The following is a 20,282-nucleotide window of genomic DNA, read 5'->3' on the forward strand; positions in this document are numbered from 1 at the left end:
CGGTCAGCTGAGTGTTACATATGATTTAATTTACATGATCTAGTGTGATTAATCGATCTTGAAATTTTCACTCAATTGATCGATCAGGCGCGATATAGTTGCAGCTGCTTCGGCACGAGTTGTACTTGCTTTTGGATCTAGCTCACCGTTAGCTCTACCTTTGAACAACTTCTCTGTGATTGCAGAGGCCAGATCACTACGTGCCCAGTTGCCGACTTTGGATTGATCTTTAAATTTGTTTAATACCTGATTGGTATCTGTACCAAACGAGTCATCTGGATCAACGTAGCGCATCGTATTTAAAAGAATATGCGCCATCTCTTCACGGCTGATCTTACGATTAGGCTTGTACGTGCCGTCGGTGTAACCATTGCTTACGCCTACAGTGGTTACAGCCTGAATTGCGTTGTTGTACCATGCGGAGTTACGAATATCCGAATAGTCCGCTTTGGTTCCATCCGGGCTAAGCTGTAGCAGATTGTTAATCATCTGAGCAAATTGCGCCCGTGTGAGTGTTGCATTTGGGTCGTATTTGTTGTTACCTACGCCATTGAGAATGCCCAGACGATGCAGGCGAGCGATATCTGCTTGTGCCCAGTGACCCGCCGTATCACTAAAGTCGGCGACATTCGTCGATTTCAACGTGATCAGCTTGTCAGCATCTTCGGTTTCTCCGGCTGCCGTGCCTTCACCTGCGGCAGCACCTACCGTATTGTCTGTTGGTTCCGTCGCTGGCGTGGTAGTTGCTGGTGAATCCGTTTCGCCAGCAGGTTCAGGTGTACCCGTTCCTGCCGCTGCTCCACCATTGGTAAACTCTGGACCAAGACCAAGCTGACCTGGAATCCGTCCGGCTGGCACGTTGTTATCATTGTTCGTACCACCGCCATTATTTTGCGTATTGTAGCTGATTGTTGCAATGTTCGTTGATGTACCGTTACGGTTCAGGATAACAACAACTTGTCCTGATGTTTCAGGGAATTGTACAGGTACATCTACAAAACCATCCGCAGTGACGGTTACTGTACCGAGTTGAACGGTACCTTGACCGTATACATCACTTTGTACAGTTACAGTGTCACCTGTCAGTACGCCATTCACTCGAACTGTTCCCTGATTACCCTGGGTATTGATCAAAGTTGCCTCAGGGCTATCCGGGTTACCTGGCGTAGTTGGAGCGTTAGCACCACTGTATGGCAAGCTTGCAATCTCTGTCTCAGTTCCATTGCTTACTGTACGAACCGAGAGTGTTCCATTGGCTGTTGGGAAAGTGAAAGTCAATTGCAATGCACCATTCGCATCGGCTGTACCTTCTGCCAGCAGTGTATTGTTCGCACCATATACACGTACTACCTGATTGGCAGCCACATTGCTAACCGTTACACTTCCTTGCGATCCATTCACTGCACCCAATTCAGCTGCCGGAGTTGGCTCTGGAGTCGTTGGGATATCTACACCACTATATGGCAGGGTGGTGATTGTCGTTTCCGTTCCTCCACGCGTATACGTTACCGTCAGGTCGCCATCTGCTGTAGTAAAGGTAAAGTTAATCGTTGCCTCACCATTCGCATTCGCCGTTTGCGTACCCAGTAATTCATTATTCGGACCGTATACGTTGATCACATCACCTGGCTGTGCATCGGTTACTGTGACTGTGCCCTGTGCTCCGTTGATGTCGGTCAGATCAGCGGTTGGTGTTGGAGTTGGAATCACGATGCCGCTATATGGCAAGGTCGCGATTTCCGTTTCCGTTCCATTCGCTACGGTTCTGACAGACAGTTCGCCATTTGCATTCGGGAAAGTGAAGTTCAGTACCGCAGTTCCGTTTGCATCTGCTGTTTCCTCGGCAAGCTGTACATTTGCATCGCTATATACACGCACTGTTTGTCCAGCAGCTACATTCGTTACGGTTACCGTTCCTGCATCGCCGTTAACATTCGTTATTTCTGCGGTTGGTGTTGGAGTTGGAATCACGATGCCGCTATACGGCAGGGTCGCGATTTCTGTCTCCGTTCCATTCGCTACGGTTCTGACAGACAATTCGCCGTTTGCATTTGGGAAAGTGAAGTTCAGTACCGCGGTTCCGTTTGCATCTGCTGTTTCTTCCGCAAGCTGTACATTCGCATCGCTATATACGCGTACGGTTTGTCCTGCGGCTACATTGCTGACAGTTACAGTTCCTTCGTCTCCGTTAATGTCACTGATGGTTGCAGTAGGTTGTGGAGTCGTTGGAACATCCACACCACTGTAAGGTAGAGTCGTGATCGTCGTTTCTGTTCCTCCGCGAGTATACGTGACGGTCAGATCGCCATCGGCTGTGGTAAAGGTGAACACTACTGTCGCTTCACCATTCGTACCTACAGACTGTGTACCCAACAGCTCGTTATTTGGTCCATAAACTTTAATCACGTCTGCTGGCTGTGCGTTGGTTACCGTCACAGTACCCTGTGCTCCGTTAATGTCAGTCAGATCCGCTGTTGGCGTCGGTGCTGGAATCACGATGCCGCTGTACGGCAGCGTACCGATTTCCGTTTCCGTTCCATTCGCTACCGTTCTGACAGACAGTTCCCCATTCGCATTCGGGAAGGTGAAGTTTAGCACTGCGGTTCCGCCTGCATTCGCTGTTTCCTCGGCAAGCTGTACATTCGCATCGCTGTACACACGTACCGTTTGTCCAGCAGTTACATTGGTAACGGTAACTGTTCCGTCATCACCATTAATATCGCTGATGATTGCTGTCGGTTGTGGAGTGGTTGGAATGTCAACGCCACTATATGGCAACGTAGTGATCGTTGTCTCGGTTCCTCCACGAGTATACGTTACGGTCAGGTCACCATCGGCTGTGGTAAAGGTAAAGTTAACTGTCGCTTCACCATTTGTGCCTACAGACTGTGTACCTAATAGTTCATTGTTCGGTCCGTATACTTTAATCACATCACCGGACTGTGCGTTCGTTACCGTCACAGTACCCTGTGCTCCGTTAATGTCAGTCAGATCCGCTGTTGGCGTCGGCGTTGGAATCACGATGCCGCTGTATGGCAGCGTACCGATTTCCGTTTCCGTTCCATTCGCTACCGTTCTGACAGACAGCTCCCCATTCGCACTCGGGAAGGTGAAGTTCAGCACTGCAGTTCCGCTTGCATTCGCTGTTTCCTCGGCAAGCTGTACATTCGCATCACTGTACACACGTACCGTTTGTCCTGCGGCTACATTAGTAACCGTTACAGTACCATCTGCGCCATCAATATCGCTGATGATTGCTGTTGGTTGCGGAGTTGTTGGAATATCCACACCGCTATATGGCAGGGTTACGATATTCGTTTCTGTTCCTCCACGCGTATACGTGACGGTCAGGTCACCATCGGCTGTGGTAAAGGTGAACACTACTGTCGCTTCACCATTCGTACCTACAGACTGCGTACCTAACAGTTCATTGTTCGGTCCGTATACTTTAATCACATCACCGGACTGTGCGTTCGTTACCGTCACAGTACCCTGTGCTCCGTTAATGTCAGTCAGATCGGCCGTTGGTGTTGGCGCTGGGATCACGATGTCACTATATGGCAAGGTCGCGATTTCCGTTTCTGTTCCATTCGCTACAGTTCTAACAGACAACTCCCCGCTTGCATTCGGGAACGTCACGTTGAGCACTGCTGCTCCACTTCCATTTGCTGTGACTTCCGCAAGCTGTACATTCGCATCGCTATATACACGTACCATTTGTCCTGGTGTTACACCAGTTACGGTCACCACACCTTCATCTCCATTCACACTGCTAATGGATGCTACTGGTGTAGGTGTTGTTGGAATCACGATACCGCTATAAGGAAGCGCAGCGATTTCGGTTTCGACTCCATTCACATTAGCTACGACGGTGAGCGTACCGTCAGCAGTTGGGAAGGTAAAGCTAATCACGGCTTCTCCATTTGCTGCGGCTACTCCTGTACCCAGAACGGCGTTATTGTCATCATAGACAGTAACGGTCTCACCCGGGTCAATACCTGTAGCTGTAATCGTACCCTGATTGCTATTAATATTCGTAATGACTGCCGCTGGCTGTGGTGTAGCTGGAATATCTACGCCGCTATATGGCAGTGTAATAATGGCAGTCTCGGTTCCATTACGAGTATACGTCACGTTCAGATCACCATCTGCTGCCGTAAACGTAAACACTACTGTCGCTTGTCCACTACCGTTGGCTACCGCGGTACCTAATACCGTATTGCCTGGACCATAGACTTTAATTACATCTCCTGGCTGTGCATCGCTGACCTCTACCGTTCCCTGTGCTCCGGTAATATCGGTCAATGCAGCCGTTGGATTAGCAACTGGAAGCGTAATATTGCTGTATGGCAGAACCGCAATTTCCGTTTCTGTTCCATTGCTTACCGTTCGAACAGACAATTCACCAGCCGTAGTTGGGAATGTAAATGGCAACACAGCTGCGCCGTTACCATCCGCTGTAATTTCAGCCAGTTGTACATTGGTATCACTGTATACGCGTACCCTCTGACCTACAGCCACACCTGTTACGGTAACTACACCCTGAGCTCCATTAATACCACTCAAAGCTGCAACTGGAGTTGGTGTCGCTGGTAAAGTCACACCAGAATACGGCAGTACTACAATATTCGTTTCCGTTCCATTTCTGGTCGATGTGACGGTCAGGGCTCCATCCGATGTAGGGAATGAGAACGTAACGACAGCCTGTCCGTCGCTACCTACATTCGCTGTACCGAGTACCACATTATTAGGACCGTATACTGTTACAACATCGCCTGACTGCAAGCCTGTTGCCGTTACAGTACCCTGATCATTGTTAATATTACTCAGAGCAGCAGCTGGTGTAGGCGTAGCTGGAATATCTACACCGCTATACGGTAAGTTCACCAGATCTGTCTCTGTACCGTTCGTAGTGCTGGTGACTCTCAGATCACCATCAGCGGTTGGGAACGTAAATACGATCAGAGCCTGTCCGTTCGTATCGGCTGTTCCTGTACCCAGCACCACATTATTTGGACCATATACTTTTAAAATATCTCCAGGCTGTGCTCCTGTCACTGTGACCGTTCCCTGACTGCCACTAATGCTAGTCAGTGCAGCACTAACGATACCTGGTGTACTCTCTACCTCAATATCCTGATAATCAAATGTCAGGACGGTCGTTTCGACCCCATTGGCAAATGCACGTACAAACAATTTGCCCTGTGCTTTCAGGAACTTAAAGCTAATGGTTGCTTTACCTGTGCCATCCGCAGGGGCAGTACCGAGCAATGTATCGTCATCATCGTATACATTAGCAACTGTACCTGGTTGCAGATTCGTTACGGTTACCGTTCCGATGTCTGCATTAATCGAATCCACTACAGCAACCGGTGGATTCGCTGGTGCAGGTTGTTCTGCCGGGTAGTTCACCTGAACAGGATCACTATCCAGTTGATCACGCGTCAGTACAAAGGTTAATGCGCCACCCTCAGGCAGTAACGTCACTTGGAACATGACTACACCGCTGGCGTTCGCAATGCCTGTGCCAACGACTGTATCGTTCGCATCCACTACGCGGATCGTATCGCCTGGCTCCAGACCTGTGACATCAATCATATCGTTGCTTCCAGTCGCATTCGTCACATCAATACTAGCTGGATCCAATACAGGACCTGGTTCCGAATTGTATGGAATCGAAGTTGGTGCACTCTCAATGCCATTATGCTGTCTCGTTACAGCAATTGTGCCTCCTTGCGGAGTCAGCGTTGCATTGATAACGACTGTACCAGCCGCCGATACCGTACCTGTGCCAAGCACAGCTCCGTCTTTGTACACGGTAATCAGATCACCGGAGACGAGCGATACGAAGCTTACTGTATCAGAGCCACCTGTATTATTAGCTACGGTTACCAGTGCTGCATCAATAGGTGGAACAACCTCACGTCCATAATTTACAGCTACTGGGTCGCTTTCGATACCGAGATATTTGGCTGTCGCATAAACCGTTCCGCCTGTCGGCGTAAGAGTCAGGTCAATTGTGACCGTTCCCGATGCAGGAACAGTTGCGCTGCCGAGCACCTCATTATCTTCGTAGATCGTTACGGTCAGCCCTTCGTCTACTCCTGTGACGGTTACAGTATCGCTATCACCGTAATTATTTTGCGGAGTGACATTAGCAGCTGGGATATTTGGAATAAGAACGGCTCCATAATTCACAAGAACCGGTAAACTCAGCACGCCATTGCGCTCTACAACAAGGCTAACTGCACCGCCTGTTGGAGATAAGGTTGCATTGAGCTGAACAACGCCCTGTCCGTTTGCAGTTTGTGTATCCAGAAGCGTGCCATCTGCATACACTCTGACAATATCATTTGGTTGAAGCGATGTGACGTCAATCACCGAGGAGACATTAATTTCATTCGTAATATTGACGTTAGCTGGATTAATCGCTGCAACAACCTCGGCTGCATATGTCACAACCGTCGGTACGCTCTCTACTCCATTTCGTGTCAGTGTCACATTGACATTGCCACCAAGTGGAATAAGCGTCACCGGTATGTTCACACTTGTACCACCGGTTGCTACCGTACCTGTACCAAGCAGACTTGCATTACCATATACCTTGATAATGTCACCAGCTTGCAGACCACTTACAATCACGTTATCTGCATTACCGGAGTTATTACCTACATTGACACTTGCTGTAGCTACCGGTGGCACCACCTCCGCCGGATAAGCGACAGGCACGACCAAGCTCTCAACTCCTTGATCAGTTACGCTAATTCCAACCGTGCCGCCAAGCGGATTGAGGGCCACATTAATTGTAACCTCTCCGTTACTAGCTACAGTTCCACTGCCCAGCAAGCTGCCATTACCATACACCCTGATCGTGTTGCCAGCTGTCTGTCCGGTTACCCGAACGGTATCATTATTACCAGAATTGTTGGTAACCGTTACATTAGCCACATTTACAGCAGGAACCGTGATGGCACCGTAAGGAATGGAAATAGTGGTACTTTCGATATTGTTTTGCGTTACACTAAGACTCAAGCTTCCGCCCTGTGCATTCGCAGCGACTGGAATCGTTACAGTGCCTGTACCCGTTGCAGTCGCTGTACCCAGCACCGTTCCATTTCCATACACTTTTACAATATTGCCAGAGGTCAGTCCATTGACAGTTACATTCAATGAACCATTGACGATACTGGACAATGAAACTTGTGATGAATTCAGTGGTGGGATTACCTCAGCCAGATAAGCCACAGCCGTTGCCGGGCTTACCACTCCCTGATGAGTTACACTCACATTAACGGAACCACCCAGAGGGGTTAACGTTACTGGAACAGTGACTGTGCCTTGAGCACTTACCGTGCCTGTACCCAGTACACCTGTACTATCATAAACGGTGACTGTATCGCCTTGAACCTGACCACTAACAGCTACGCTATCCGTATTACCGGCATTATTAGTAACGGTAATATTAGAAGCCAGAATAGCAGGTACAGTGATCGAAGGATAGTTGACCGTGGTGGTCGCGCTTTGCAGGAGTCCTTCTTTCACACTCACGCTTAAACTACCCCCTGCCGGAGTTAAGACAACTGGCAAAGTTAAGGAAGTGTTGACTGCCGTACCGGTCGCAAGAATCGTATTATCGGATGATACGGTTACAATAGAGCCTACTTTTAGATTGTTAACGGTAACGGTCGATGCTCCACCATAAGCATTATTGATGGAAACGTTAGCCGTAGCAATTGGGGGAACAACCTCGGCACTGTACGTCACAGCATTGTAGGCACTCTCTACACTGCTGCGCGTACGGCTTACATTGATCGTACCGCCTTCTGCATTTAATGTAGTGGAGACCACGGCTGTGCCACTCGCATTCGCTGTCGCTGTACCGATCGAGGTACTGCCGGAATATATAGTGACCAGATCGCCCTCACTAATATTGTTTACGGTTACAGTGTCCTGTGATCCGTAATTGTTCGCAATGGTAATACTAGAGGTGGGAATGGCGCTTAATACAGCAGCACCATAGGTTACACTCGTCCGAGAACTTTCAGCAGTGCCACGTTTGGCACTCACACTGAGTGTTCCACCCGCAGGAATAAGCGTTGCTGTTACAGTGGCTGTGCCAGAGGCATTCGCTGTACCTGTGCCAATCGCCTGATTGCTGGAGTTATATACAGTGATGGTATCACTCGGATTTTGACCCGTCACTGTGATCGTCGAGGAGCCTGAGATTTGGTTGGATACACTAACCTGAGCAATCGTAGGAGCTGGAGTTGCTGCCAGGATTGTAAAATTATTTTGCTGCGTGGACTCACCAATAGTAACGTTCAGCACATTACGCGTGTAGGCTGTGAACGTATAGCTTCCTGCGGCAGGAAGTACTTTATTGTTGAGTGTGAATGTATTGGAAGCACCCAGATTCAGCGATAGTAGACTGCTGAGCGTAACGGTTCTTCCATCGGAGCTGATACTGTTGGAGGGGATATTCACTCCATTGAACTGATCCGCTGTCGTTGCCGTGAATCCCGCTGGTAGTGAAATAATTACGCTACCAATCAGGTTAATTGCGATTCCCGGCTCGTAAGTAAGAGTGACGGTGGCTGTTTGCCCTGCTACATTTTGACCATTAGCAGACGAAATACCTAATCCGCCTGCGGCATTCGCTTGCTTTGGTATACTAGGCCAAATTAGGCTAATAACCAGCAGCAGAATCAAGAACGAATACCCCTTTTTCCTCATCTCTTTCGCCCCTTTTGAAAGTGTTGTAGTAGATGTCGACTAGGCTAGCAAATGAAGCTCGTAAGACTAACGTGGTACATTTAAACCAATTAACAGGATTTTATTCCTAATTTAGGAATATATACAAATATACCCTCCTTTACCTGTGATTTCGACTATTAATTAAAAAAAGATCACTATTTTTTAAAAAATAAGTATATTTTCTTATTTTTTCCTTAAATGTTTATTATTAAAAACTTAAAAACATCACTTTCTTGCTTTCAATTACGAATCTACGGCACATCAAAAAGCCCGCATACTGGTAAGTACGCGGGCTTCCTATGATTAGTAATGAAATCTAGTATATTCGTATTTGATTATCCGATGCTTTTATTAAATACAGCCGCGATCGCTTGAGCACGATCACTGACTCCCATTTTATTAAAAATATTCGTTAAATGGTTTTTGACCGTGTGCTCACTAATAAAGAGAGTAGCCGCAATCTCCTTATTACTGGATGCTTTCACGACCAGCTCCAATACTTCTTTTTCACGAGGCGAAAGGCCAAATTGCTTCACAATCGCTTCCAGTCCTCGACCTTCCGCGCCTTCGGACGAAACCGAGCGTGCCGCAACCGCTGGCGCTTCCTCCACCAGATTGATCTCGGTTTCCAGTGTATGACGACTCAGCACAAACAGGCGGAACTGGCTGACCAGTCCTTGATCAATACCGCTAATCGGCAGATCATTCACCACACGCATATCATCGTCCGCAGATGCCGCAATGGCAAACGCCAGTGCCATAATCTGACCACCACGAGAATAAGACTTTCCTGCTGCAACAGCCTGGTTATCCTGTATATGCTTATAGTCCTCAATCATCTCAGCTTCTTGCTGGAACAGATGTGGGAAGCTGCGCAGCATATTCGGATCAGAATACGACATCAGGCAGGCGCGTCCGATCATATCCGCCTCATCCTTCGTAATACCGCCCCATGTTGCAAACTCCTGCACAATGCGCTGCGCATCGGCAGTCAATTGATATAGCGCCACGTTCCATTCACGAATCGATTCGTGTAGAATCTGCGCAAACCGATTACTGTTAGACATATACTGCTGACGATCGTATACCGACTTCATCACTACGCTACCCATCATCGCGAGTGCTGACAAAATCTCACGGCATTCCTCGCCCTCCTGCTCCGTGCTCACCGCAACAGCCAGCACCGCGCGTGTACGATTCGCATACACGATCGGATACTCCAGCATAATCTCAAATGGTGTGCTGTGGTTGATGTAGTAGCTAGCTGCCGGCTGTTCTGCATTTTCCAGATAACGACGCGCCACATCCTTCGCATACGTTTCACCATTCGGGCTCTGCATGCCGCGTGCCACCATCTGGATTTTACCATCGTCTGAAGTACGATGCACCACAATAGACGCCGATGGATTCCATACCAGATTTAGACTCATATCTACCAGCATGAACATGACGCGCTGTGCATCCTGTACCGACACGATCATGCGCGATAGCTCGATCAGCGGCTTGAAGCGCTGAAGCTGCTTTTCCATCTTCTCATAGGTCAGATGGTTGGCAATATACCAGCCCATAAGCGAGATCATCGTCTCTTCAAACTGGAAATGCAGACCTGGAATCGAGCGCTCTTTATAGCTCACGCCAAATAGCAAGCCGTACACTTCATCATCATAACGAATCGGGAAGCACTGCACCTCGTGAACCTGAGGCACACCCTTTTGTAAAAAGAAATTGCTACGTGGGTCACGTTCCACATTCGTCCAGCGTGACGGCTGCGCACTGAGCACCGCCTGTCCGAGGAAGCCCTCTCCCTCGTGGAATACCGCACCATTCAGCTCAGGGGCAGCTGTACCGATGCTATTAATGACCGTGTATTTGCCTGTGCCCGTACGCAAAGCAAATCCGAAAATATCCGCCAGATCGCTAGATGACAGCACAATCCGTGTAATTTCCTCAATCGGATGTGCAGCAGACTGATCCGTCACGAGCGTATCGCTTAGAGCGACCAGCCGGTCAGTCAATCGCTTTTCTTTATAGCTCGATTTTAAAATTAAAGACATCGCTCGAGCTAAGCGCGTAATTTTTTCGCGTTTAAATATTTCCTGCTCCGGTGTAGTCTCTTGCGTCTCATGCACCCAGCGTTGCATCGCCTCGAAAAAGTCAGTCGATACTTCTACATCCTTCTGTGAAAAGTTAGGATGGGATAGCACGGCCTGACGTGTACCCGTCTGAATCAGAATACCCGCCCAGATAAAAAAGCTTGTAGAGAGCGGTTCCAGACTCACCGGCGCAATAAGCCAGCGAATGCCAGGCACCCATTGATCGGATAACAACGTATTTTTGATCCCCTGTAGCTTGTTGATCTCCTGCTGCATGAATCGCTGCATTTCCTCAGCATGCTGTTCAAATATAATCGCATGACCTGGATGCGAAGGCGCAGTCATCATGCGTCCTTCATGATCCGTTACCATAATTAACAGATCAGTTAACTGAGCATACGTATCCTGTAGCTCCTGACAGACGTCTCGAATATCGCTTATTAATCCCGTTGTCTCAATCATAGGCGCTCAGATCCACTTCTGTCTGCACATAGGGCGCCCGGTAACGGTAAATAGCCCGCAGGCCATCTCCATTCTTTTCCAGGATCGACATATCTGCCAGACGATTTAAGGCACGCTCGGTTACCTGTTGGCTGCGTCCTAGCCTTTTCGATAGGCCACTGCTTGTTTCGATCGCATACGGATTATTTTCGAAAAATAGAGTACATTCCATTTGTAATGTAATTACATCGCTTTCTGCTACCATAAGGTCCCCATCCCTCCTTAAATCAGTTGCACAAACGGCTCATCGGGTGCGTTCGCAATAATGTGCGGTGCAGATACGCGACCGCTCGGGGATTTGGTGACCTGAAGATACTGGTAATTGCCATCTACCCACGTACGAATAACGCCGTTACACGTACGCTCCAGGAATGAAGCAGTCTCTTTTCCAATCTCCGCAAAGTTGCAATGCACAACAATCGTAATCCCTAGTGAACGCCACATCGACATTTCTTCAGCAAAATAACGCAACAGGAAGTCGCGGCCACGCTCGGAAATGATCGTATTCAGATCATAGTAAACAAACCAGCGCTTGTCACATGTATCCTCACATTCAAAAATCGGCCCCAGCTTATCATTTAATACCTGCGCGTAATCATCATTCGCCACCTTATCTACGCGAATCATCGCTTTTTCAAGATCAGAATCCACAGCTCTGCGATAATGCTCGATGAAAAAGGCTTTTCCATCACGAGCAGCCTCCCGCAGCGACACGCCAAACAACTCTATCGTATCGGCAAAGGTATCCAGTGGTGTATTGCCAGACATCAATGCAACCGTACAATCATCGTCCTTGATTCGCTGTGCATAGATCGAGGACATCAGGTAACGGTAATTCGCTTTACTGTTCGTATCAATCATAAATACGCTACCGCGCGGGATACCACCACCAAGCAATTCATCCAACGTATCGATACCAGTAGAAAAGACTTCTTTTTCTCGCGTGAGCGTCTTATCCTCAGCCATCGATAAGGATGGGACGATGTACACGCCCTGATTCAGGAACTTGTACGTATGCTCACCCTCCATAATGCGTGTACCGCGCATTTTGAGCACCTCAATCGTACGCTTGCGGTACTTTTCCATCAGCGGCTTGAGCGAGAGTCGCACGATACCGTCACATATATAATTTTCAAAAGGAATATTCATTTCAGCAAGCTCCGCATATTCGCGGATAAAAAAGGACGTCAGATTGTGCTTGCGCATAATATTGCGAATCGTATACACATTATTACGCGCATGCTCCTGCGTACTCACCATCCGGAACAGGCTGATGCTGTCGATAACGACACGCTTACAGCCGATCTCCTTCACAACCGCCTCGAAGATACCGTTCGGCTGTAGCATCTGATCCAGTAGAATATCCGGCTCCATACAAATAACGCGCAGCTTATTTTCCCGCTCCAGCTGACGCAAATCCCATCCGAATCCGCTCATATCTTCGTAAATCTGCTCCGGTAATTCCTCAAATGTGATATAAATTCCCGGTTCGTTGAAGCTAACTGCACCCTCTACCAGAAACTGCATACCGATCGTCGTTTTCCCGGTTCCAGGCTCGCCCTCCAGAATCACTACAGCACCCGGTGGGATACCGCCATGCAAAATTTCGTCGAGTCCGGGTATACCTGTATGGATGGCACGTGTCTTAATAGCATTTGTGTTAGGCATATACTGCTCCCTCCATCTGTAGAATAATTTTAGTCACGCAAGGGTTAGCTTTCTTACGAAGATGACTGTAAGGCAATTATAACAATGGATTGTGCATTAACAAAAGCTATTTTCCAATTTCATAACGGCGCTAAAGGTTTTAATCATTTATACCCTATTTTTCCAGAAGATGATAAGGTTTTCCGGTGATTCATATAAATATTTTAAGCAAATGTATTGATTTTATAGTGGAATCGTTGAATTTACGCTGTATAAATATACATTCCCGCTGGAAATTGGGCTGGAAGTGTCTATACATCCGCTGTATGTGTTGTATGCGAATAGAAGAAATGACAAGTACGGATGAATGAACGAGCATCTATTCTTTCGCTTTAGATATAAAAATAGCCGAATACGAGCTTCATTCACGAATTGAAAAAGCTGTAGTCGGCGTATACTTTCATGTTTTAACGTTCATGGTATAGCATTCGTTGCTTGTCTTAGCTCTCCAGCGCCTGCTTCAGCTCGTCCGAAGAACGATTCCACCATTCTTCATTATGACTCACAAGCAATGTTTTCAGCGCGGCCTTATCATCCGGACCAAGCTCACTCAGCATAATACGGCGCTTGATCGCATAGTCGAGCTTGTTCACATGGTCAGCGAGGATTTTCCAGCCCTTTTTATGCTCCTCATCAATCCACATCTCGCAGGCTGTAGCTCCAGCATAGCTTCCGCCCTCTGGCTGCTTATCTACTGCGACCCAGACGACCCATACCTGACGTCCGCTTTCCAGCTCCTCGCGATTGGTAGTGAACTTGATGCCGCGCTCTACTTTACTTTTTGCGTGCATTGCGCCGATATCAATCTTCGCTTCGCCTCCATCAATAATAATAGGAGAAACGTTATTCAGATTGATCGCGCCCGCGCCAAAGCCTTTATGTTTACTGCTCTTCGTACTACTGCTAATAATGTTCAGAGACATCGCTTTTTTAGCAGGTTGAGCTGATTGATTTTGATCCATATTTTGATCCATGTTGAAAAATACTCCTTTTCTGTTCATAATTTATATTTGCTGCCGATATAAAAAAAGCAGCGTTTCATATCTTACAAACCTTTTGCAGAATAGCTGCTACATGCTTGACAGTCACTTTTATCTATAAACATGCTTTGGCAGAGCTTAAAACAACTCCTTTAATAGAAGAGAACAGAATATAAAATAATTGACTTCTTTCTATAGAAATAAGATAGCACGATAAGCATAATCACATCATACTAGACTTCATCTGACGTTATCCTATCCTGTCTGATCCATGAGCATGCTTTACGCTTCTCCCATACAGACACAAGCCCCAATAGCAGTAAGATATTTTGCTTCGCTAAAATTACTTTTTAGTGCACCTCGTGTTAGGAGATCGCTAACACTGTAAGCAGTCGTAACCCTATTGTAGCGGATCGAGTGTGAAAAACCAACGGAGCTATGAGTAACAACGTTAATCTTTCGCCTGAATAACGATCAGCTAGCCAGGATTGCAGTCTAAAAGATGACAAAGTAAAACGACAGAAAAATCACTTTTATAGGTCTAAATGCATATCTCGAACGAACTATACAGGATTTTTCGACTAAATATTAAATTTTTTTAATAATTGTAATCCCTTTAATGGCGCGGTTTTCACCATGCTGCTCACAAAGATGACAAGATTTTTCAGGTAAAAAGTGCATAACAGACATTGCCAAAGTAAAGAACCTTTGTTAGAATAAACCCAGCAAGTTTTTAGTAACAACTTTGTAAACTTTAAAAGTAAGCTTGTAACTATTGTCAGAAAAGCCGAAAATTGTCGTAAAAGTTGGATATCGTCGTACGGTGCATTAATCAAATGTGTAAAGCCAAATTTCGTGGCACCGGAAAGCGGGGGAACCGTTTTGGGTGAATTGATCTTGCAAGAGAGGGATCATAGGGGAGACCTTCTACCGAATCCTTAAGCTAACCTCGTAGGCATTGGAAGGGGACAATCGATTTAACATGAAAAAGAAACTAACCGCCGCACTCATGGGATTTGCAATTGCATTTACTGTTATGGGGAACAGCAATGCACATGCAGACTCCAGAATGGACCAGATCATTGAACCAGCAATGGGAACACCGTACCGCATCGGGGGAACATCTTTCAACGGTTTCGATTGCTCCGGATTCACACAATATGTATTCAGTAAAATGAACATTGATCTGCCGCGTCAATCCACGTCGCAGTACCAGGTAGGCGAAGCAGTAAGCAAAGGCGATCTGCAAGCTGGTGACCTCGTATTCTTCAACACGACTGGAGCAGGAGTTTCACATGTAGGCGTTATGGTAAGCAGCACTCAATTCGCACACGCTTCTACATCTAAAGGTGTACGAATTGATAATCTTAGCATGGATTATTATGCTGATCGTTTTGTCGGCGCTAAACGTGTTATGAGCAACTATGCTTTTGACACTTACGCTACAGACAATTAATTCGACCATTATGCAACTTCGACAACAATGAATCGACTATCAATATAAACCGCGAAGGATTCCCGCCAGAATCTTTTGCGGTTTTTTTATGTGCTCTTACGCTTTGTAGCTGTATACTATATAAACGAAATGAAGCTGGATTAGGTTACACTTTATACAAAAAAAGTTAAAATAAAAATAAGGCAACCATATAATTATGTCTACTTATAATTACCCGCGGATAAATTATGGTAAACACATTTTCCAATATTTATTTTATAATTTTATTCGATTTATTCTATGATATCGAAAGGAGCTTTGTGATGCAGCCTGCATGTGTACTACCTTTTTCCATCGTACCGATGCGTACAGAGCATGCTGCTCTCATTTGTAACTGGCAGTATGAGCCGCCTTATAATATTTATGGCTGGTTGCCCTGGGAACAGATGCAGCAGCTAGGAATTGAGTTTGGCGATCCACAGCTGCGGGAACAGCAGTATGTGTCTATTCTCGATGCAACAGACGAGCTTTGTGGCTTCGCTCAGTTCTTCCCCCTTACAGGCACGATAAGGCTCGGCATTGGCATGCGACCGGATCTATGTGGATATGGATATGGCGAATCGTTCATGCGTGCAATTACTGAAGCTGCGATCGACCGTAACCCGGATGCAGAGATCGATCTGGAGGTGCTCACCTGGAATCAGCGTGCGATTCGTACGTATCAGAAGGCAGGCTTCCATATTACCGACACGTATAGCCGCCGAACGCCAGACGGTATGAAGCCCTTCTACTGTATGGTGTATGACGAGGACGCTACAGTAGAATAAAGCTGACTATGGATTAGATTAGAAACTTCAGACGATTAGAACTTTTCGCAATTATAGAACAATGAAGCTATAGAATGATATCAGCAAAGGCCTGCATCAGCGAAAGTGCAACGCACTCTCCATTGATGCAGGCCTTCTATATGCAGCAAACTATTTCATTACATTGGATTTAAATTAACGACACAAAGGTCATTTCCGTTTCGCCGATCAAAATATCAATACGGTGCGTATCCGCAGCGTAGATCACTACACCACTTCCCACCTGAATCGTCGGCTCTGAGCCAAGCGCATAAAACAAATCCTCAGCCAGCGCTTCCTGTACCTCACGCCGCTCTTCTGGATTCAGTCCTTCCCATTCCTCCGCCGACATCTGAAAAAATAGATAGCCATCCGGAATCATATCAAGCGCTTTCGTCAAATCATTAAGAATCCCTTCATAATCACGCCCATGCTTAACGCCCATCCTGCGCCTCCCTTCAATCTGTCCATATTGTTACATTTACCAACTTCTTTCCATTATAACTCAAAAAAACTCTTAACAATGTATCATATTCTGTCGATAAAAAAGTATCAGCGATTTAAGCATTGCCATCATTCCAAGGAAGAGAGTGGTGTTTCGCACTACAATATATACTCACGGACGAGGTGTATTATGCAAATTTCAACAATTATTGGTTTAGTAGCAGGGTTACTGTCCCTGGTAGTCGGGATGGTTCTCAAGGGAGCTCCTCTGGTCAGTCTGGTTAATAACCCGGCGGCTTATGTTATCATCCTGGTGGGTACAGCAGCCACCATCTTCATGGCTTTTCCGATGAACGAAGTAAAGCGTGTTCCCAAGCTATTCGGCATCATTTTCAAAAACCAGACCCTGCTTGATAAAAAGGATCTGGTTCGTATGTTTATGGAATGGGCTTCCATCACGCGTCGTGAAGGCTTGCTGGCGCTGGAGTCCAAAGTCGAGGAAATCGACAACTCCTTCCTCCGCAATGGGATGCGGATGATTATCGACGGTAATGATCAGGAGTTCGTTCAGGACGTTCTGATGGAAGATATCAATGCTACAGAAGAGCGTCACCGCTCAGGCGCGCTCATCTTTTCTCAGGCGGGTATGTACGCACCAACACTCGGTGTACTTGGAGCGGTAGTTGGTCTGATCGCCGCACTGGCTGACCTTAGTGATATGGAGAAGCTGTCTCACGCGATTGCAGGTGCATTTATCGCGACGGTTCTCGGTATCTTTACCGGTTATGTACTGTGGCACCCGATGGCAAACAAGCTGAAACGTATGTCCAAGGCAGAGGTAGAGGTCAAGCTGATGATGGTCGAAGGCCTGCTGTCGATTCAATCCGGCGTATCCACAATGGCAATTAGTCAAAAGCTGGCTGTGTTCCTGACACCGGCTGAAAGCGCGGAGCTTGAAGCTGATCAAGGAGGAGGTGGCAGCGGTGAGCAAGAAGGGTAAACGACACGAGCCCCATGAGGAGCACGCGGACGAAAGCTGGCTGCTTCCTTATTCTGACTTGATGACACTACTTCTGGCACTGTTTATTACTCTATTTTCGATGAGCTCCCTCGATGCCTCCAAGTTTAAGGGAATGGCTGAGGCGCTTAATGCCGCCTTTACCGGCGGTGCTGGTGTAATGGATCAAACCTCACTCGCACCAACCAACGGTAAAGTGACAGGCAAAGGTCAACCCGATAATAATACGGCCGAAGCTGCTGCTACACCTACGGATAGCAAATCCAAAACGTCAGCGGAAAAGCTACGTGAGCAATTGCAAAAGCAAGAGCAAGAGGATTTGGAAAAGGTAAAACGTAAGCTGGATCAATACATTCAAAGTAATGGCCTGAGCTCGCAGCTGAATACCAAGCTGAATCAGTCTGAGCTAAAGGTAACGATCAGCGATAATACGTTGTTCGCTTCTGGTATGGCTAACGTAAAACCAGAATCTCGTCAACTCGCCAAATCGCTCTCTAACATTTTGCAGGAGATTCCTGGCTACGATGTTATCGTATCGGGTCATACGGACAATATTCCAATCTCCAATTCGCGTTATACATCTAACTGGAATCTTAGCTCGGATCGTGCACTGAATTTCATGCAGATCATACTGCTGAACAAAAACCTGGATCCGCGCAAGTTCAGCGCAATCGGTTACGGTGAATATCGTCCAATCGCGGATAATAGCACAAATATTGGACGTGCTCAGAATCGCCGCGTTGAGGTTGCCATTGTCCGCAAATATGCAGATAATAATTCCGATACGTCACTGCAATCGATCGTAAATAACAAAAATAATTAATTTTGCATAGTCTCTTCGTTTATTATACTGGTCATTGTGCCAGACATAGCAAGAACGGGTACCCGTCGGTATCCGTTCTTTGTTTTTATAGGATCATTCGCATATGCATTATAGATTGAAATACGATTCCTGATTGCCTACAATAAAATACAGATAGGCTCCACCTGTGGATAATTTAGTTATATTCTCTTTTGAAAATTGTAGCGAAGTCAAGCCAGCGATTCAGCACACCATAAGGCTTGCTGGTGATTCCCTTGCTATCTCTACTTCTATCCACAATTTATTTTTTATAAGAAATAAAAGTTATCCACAATTCTGTCCACAAGCTGTTAACAACGAATATTTGTTCGATGGACAAGTATATAACGTATCCACAGCAGAAAGAAGGTTTTGTCATTTTGATCGTACAACATCAGCACTGGATGAAGGAAGCCATCGCCGAAGCACGCAAAGCAGAACAGCTGGGCGAGGTTCCGATTGGCGCCGTCATCGTTAAAAATAATGAGATCGTCGGGCGTGGTTATAATTTACGCGAGACGACCCATGATGCTACAGCTCATGCCGAAATTATTGCTATTCGCGAAGCGAGTGAGCAGCTTGGCTCCTGGCGTCTGCTCGACTGTACTCTATATGTCACACTGGAGCCGTGCCCGATGTGTGCTGGCGCTATCGTGCAGAGTCGTATCCCAACTGTCGTCTATGGTACAACGGATCCCAAGGCAGGCTGTGCAGGCACATTGATGAACCTGCTTCAGGAACCCCGCTTCAATCATCGTACTGAGGTAATAGATGGTATAGCGCAGGAGGAATGTGCCGCTCTGCTGACGGACTTCTTTCGCGAGCTGCGTGTTCGTTTGAAGCAAAACAAGCTGCAACGTAAGGAGGGCTAACACGATGCAAATTCAGCTACAGGATACAGATCATCGAATCTATGTCCGTTTATTGCAGCCAGAGGATGCGGAAGCGCTATTACATATGCGCATACAAAGCCGAGACGCGAATCAGCGCTACGAACCGCAGTATCCAGAAGAATTTTTCACAAAAGCCAGTCAGCTTGACCTGCTATATCGCCGCCAGCAGGAAGCTGCCGAGGATCGCGGTTATCTGTTCGGTATCTTTCTACAGGAAAAGGATGAGCTGATCGGTACGATCTCGATTAGCCATATCGTGCGAGGTGTCGGACAATTCGCCGAATTAGGCTATTCCCTTAGCTCAGAACATCAGGGACACGGCTATATGACAGCTGCCGTGCGGCTCGTCCTCACCTACAGCTTCCGCTCGCTTGGCCTGCACCGAATTCAGGCAGGCATTATCCCGGACAATATCTCTTCCAAGCGTGTAGTAGAAAAGTGTGGCTTTCAACCCGAAGGCATCGCTCGTAAGCTCGTTAAAATCAATGGTAACTGGGAAGATCATCAGATCTATGCGCTACTGGCAGAAGATATGCAAGCTCAGTAACACAAGCTCAGTAACACAAGCTCAGTAACACAAGCTCAGTAACACAAGCTCAGTAACACAAAACCCCCGCTAAACAGCTGATGCTGTTAGCGGGGGTTTTTCATATCAATCGTATGAGATTAGGCTATCGTCGAATGAATCATCGCGTGTTTAAAGGATACTGCTTATCTTATACAAAGCTCTATACTACGTTCAAGCTACTTCGATTCTTGTATCGATTCAAT

12 protein-coding genes and 1 riboswitch are annotated in these 20,282 nt (G+C 46.8%); of the genes, 6 read left to right on the forward strand and 6 right to left on the reverse strand.

Features of this window, described 5'->3' with window-relative positions:
* Positions 1-48: 48 nt before the first annotated feature.
* The 5 genes from IEX62_RS22190 to IEX62_RS22210 form a co-directional block, all read right to left on the reverse strand.
* Positions 49-8,733: an S-layer homology domain-containing protein gene (locus tag IEX62_RS22190; RefSeq protein WP_188778390.1), complete on the reverse strand. Its 8,685-nt coding sequence runs from the start codon at positions 8,731-8,733 to the stop codon at positions 49-51.
* A 356-nt stretch (positions 8,734-9,089) separates the two neighbouring features.
* Entirely contained in the window at positions 9,090-11,309 is a 2,220-nt protein-coding gene (locus tag IEX62_RS24055) for a LuxR C-terminal-related transcriptional regulator (RefSeq protein WP_308422666.1), read from the reverse strand.
* Positions 11,302-11,553, reverse strand: a complete 252-nt coding sequence (locus tag IEX62_RS22200) for a hypothetical protein (protein ID WP_188778392.1) — start codon at positions 11,551-11,553, stop codon at positions 11,302-11,304. The genes IEX62_RS24055 and IEX62_RS22200 overlap by 8 nt, the downstream gene beginning before the upstream one ends.
* A 17-nt stretch (positions 11,554-11,570) precedes the next feature.
* Positions 11,571-13,016, reverse strand: coding sequence for an ATPase domain-containing protein (locus IEX62_RS22205; RefSeq protein ID WP_188778394.1), 1,446 nt, complete (start codon positions 13,014-13,016; stop codon positions 11,571-11,573).
* 479 nt (positions 13,017-13,495) lie between these two features.
* Complete coding sequence (locus IEX62_RS22210; RefSeq protein WP_188778425.1) at positions 13,496-14,017, reverse strand: YwhD family protein; 522 nt, start codon at positions 14,015-14,017, stop codon at positions 13,496-13,498.
* Positions 14,018-14,869: 852 nt separating this feature from the next.
* Positions 14,870-15,008, forward strand: a riboswitch (cyclic di-AMP (ydaO/yuaA leader).
* 9 nt (positions 15,009-15,017) lie between these two features.
* Between IEX62_RS22210 and IEX62_RS22215 the strand changes: the two genes are divergently transcribed.
* Both IEX62_RS22215 and IEX62_RS22220 read left to right on the forward strand, forming a co-directional pair.
* Positions 15,018-15,491, forward strand: a complete 474-nt coding sequence (locus IEX62_RS22215; protein WP_188778396.1) for a C40 family peptidase — start codon at positions 15,018-15,020, stop codon at positions 15,489-15,491.
* A 302-nt stretch (positions 15,492-15,793) separates the two neighbouring features.
* Complete coding sequence (locus tag IEX62_RS22220; protein WP_188778398.1) at positions 15,794-16,297, forward strand: GNAT family N-acetyltransferase; 504 nt, start codon at positions 15,794-15,796, stop codon at positions 16,295-16,297.
* A 169-nt stretch (positions 16,298-16,466) separates the two neighbouring features.
* On the opposite strand, the gene IEX62_RS22225 is transcribed toward IEX62_RS22220, so the two are convergent.
* Entirely contained in the window at positions 16,467-16,760 is a 294-nt protein-coding gene (locus IEX62_RS22225) for a hypothetical protein (RefSeq protein WP_188778399.1), read from the reverse strand.
* Positions 16,761-16,949: 189 nt separating this feature from the next.
* Here IEX62_RS22225 and motA point away from each other — a divergent pair, with 189 nt between their 5' ends.
* From motA to IEX62_RS22245, 4 genes are all read left to right on the forward strand, one after another.
* Entirely contained in the window at positions 16,950-17,759 is an 810-nt protein-coding gene (gene motA, locus IEX62_RS22230) for a flagellar motor stator protein MotA (protein ID WP_188778401.1), read from the forward strand.
* Positions 17,743-18,600 carry a flagellar motor protein MotB gene (gene motB / locus IEX62_RS22235; protein WP_188778403.1) on the forward strand — a complete coding sequence of 286 codons (858 nt, stop codon included), beginning with the start codon at positions 17,743-17,745 and terminating at the stop codon, positions 18,598-18,600. The genes motA and motB overlap by 17 nt, the downstream gene beginning before the upstream one ends.
* 401 nt (positions 18,601-19,001) lie before the next feature.
* Positions 19,002-19,490, forward strand: coding sequence for a tRNA adenosine(34) deaminase TadA (gene tadA / locus IEX62_RS22240; RefSeq protein ID WP_373289182.1), 489 nt, complete (start codon positions 19,002-19,004; stop codon positions 19,488-19,490).
* A gap of 4 nt (positions 19,491-19,494) precedes the next feature.
* Positions 19,495-20,058 carry a GNAT family N-acetyltransferase gene (locus tag IEX62_RS22245; RefSeq protein WP_188778408.1) on the forward strand — a complete coding sequence of 188 codons (564 nt, stop codon included), beginning with the start codon at positions 19,495-19,497 and terminating at the stop codon, positions 20,056-20,058.
* Positions 20,059-20,282 lie beyond the last annotated feature (224 nt).

This window comes from Paenibacillus hunanensis, assembly GCF_014645615.1.
Taxonomy (GTDB): Bacteria; Bacillota; Bacilli; order Paenibacillales; family Paenibacillaceae; genus Saccharibacillus; species Saccharibacillus hunanensis.

What these genes read in the sequence shown, in the direction of transcription:
- IEX62_RS22225 (WP_188778399.1), bottom strand. Translation starts at nt 16,760, where the DNA reads ATGGGCGTTAAGCATGGGCGTGATTATGAAGGGATTCTTAATGATTTG.
- IEX62_RS22220 (WP_188778398.1), top strand. Translation starts at nt 15,794, where the DNA reads ATGCAGCCTGCATGTGTACTACCTTTTTCCATCGTACCGATGCGTACA.
- IEX62_RS22245 (WP_188778408.1), top strand. Translation starts at nt 19,495, where the DNA reads ATGCAAATTCAGCTACAGGATACAGATCATCGAATCTATGTCCGTTTA.
- IEX62_RS22190 (WP_188778390.1), bottom strand. Translation starts at nt 8,733, where the DNA reads ATGAGGAAAAAGGGGTATTCGTTCTTGATTCTGCTGCTGGTTATTAGC.
- IEX62_RS22215 (WP_188778396.1), top strand. Translation starts at nt 15,018, where the DNA reads ATGAAAAAGAAACTAACCGCCGCACTCATGGGATTTGCAATTGCATTT.
- IEX62_RS22200 (WP_188778392.1), bottom strand. Translation starts at nt 11,553, where the DNA reads ATGGTAGCAGAAAGCGATGTAATTACATTACAAATGGAATGTACTCTA.
- motA (WP_188778401.1), top strand. Translation starts at nt 16,950, where the DNA reads ATGCAAATTTCAACAATTATTGGTTTAGTAGCAGGGTTACTGTCCCTG.
- IEX62_RS22205 (WP_188778394.1), bottom strand. Translation starts at nt 13,016, where the DNA reads ATGCCTAACACAAATGCTATTAAGACACGTGCCATCCATACAGGTATA.
- IEX62_RS24055 (WP_308422666.1), bottom strand. Translation starts at nt 11,309, where the DNA reads ATGATTGAGACAACGGGATTAATAAGCGATATTCGAGACGTCTGTCAG.
- IEX62_RS22210 (WP_188778425.1), bottom strand. Translation starts at nt 14,017, where the DNA reads ATGGATCAAAATCAATCAGCTCAACCTGCTAAAAAAGCGATGTCTCTG.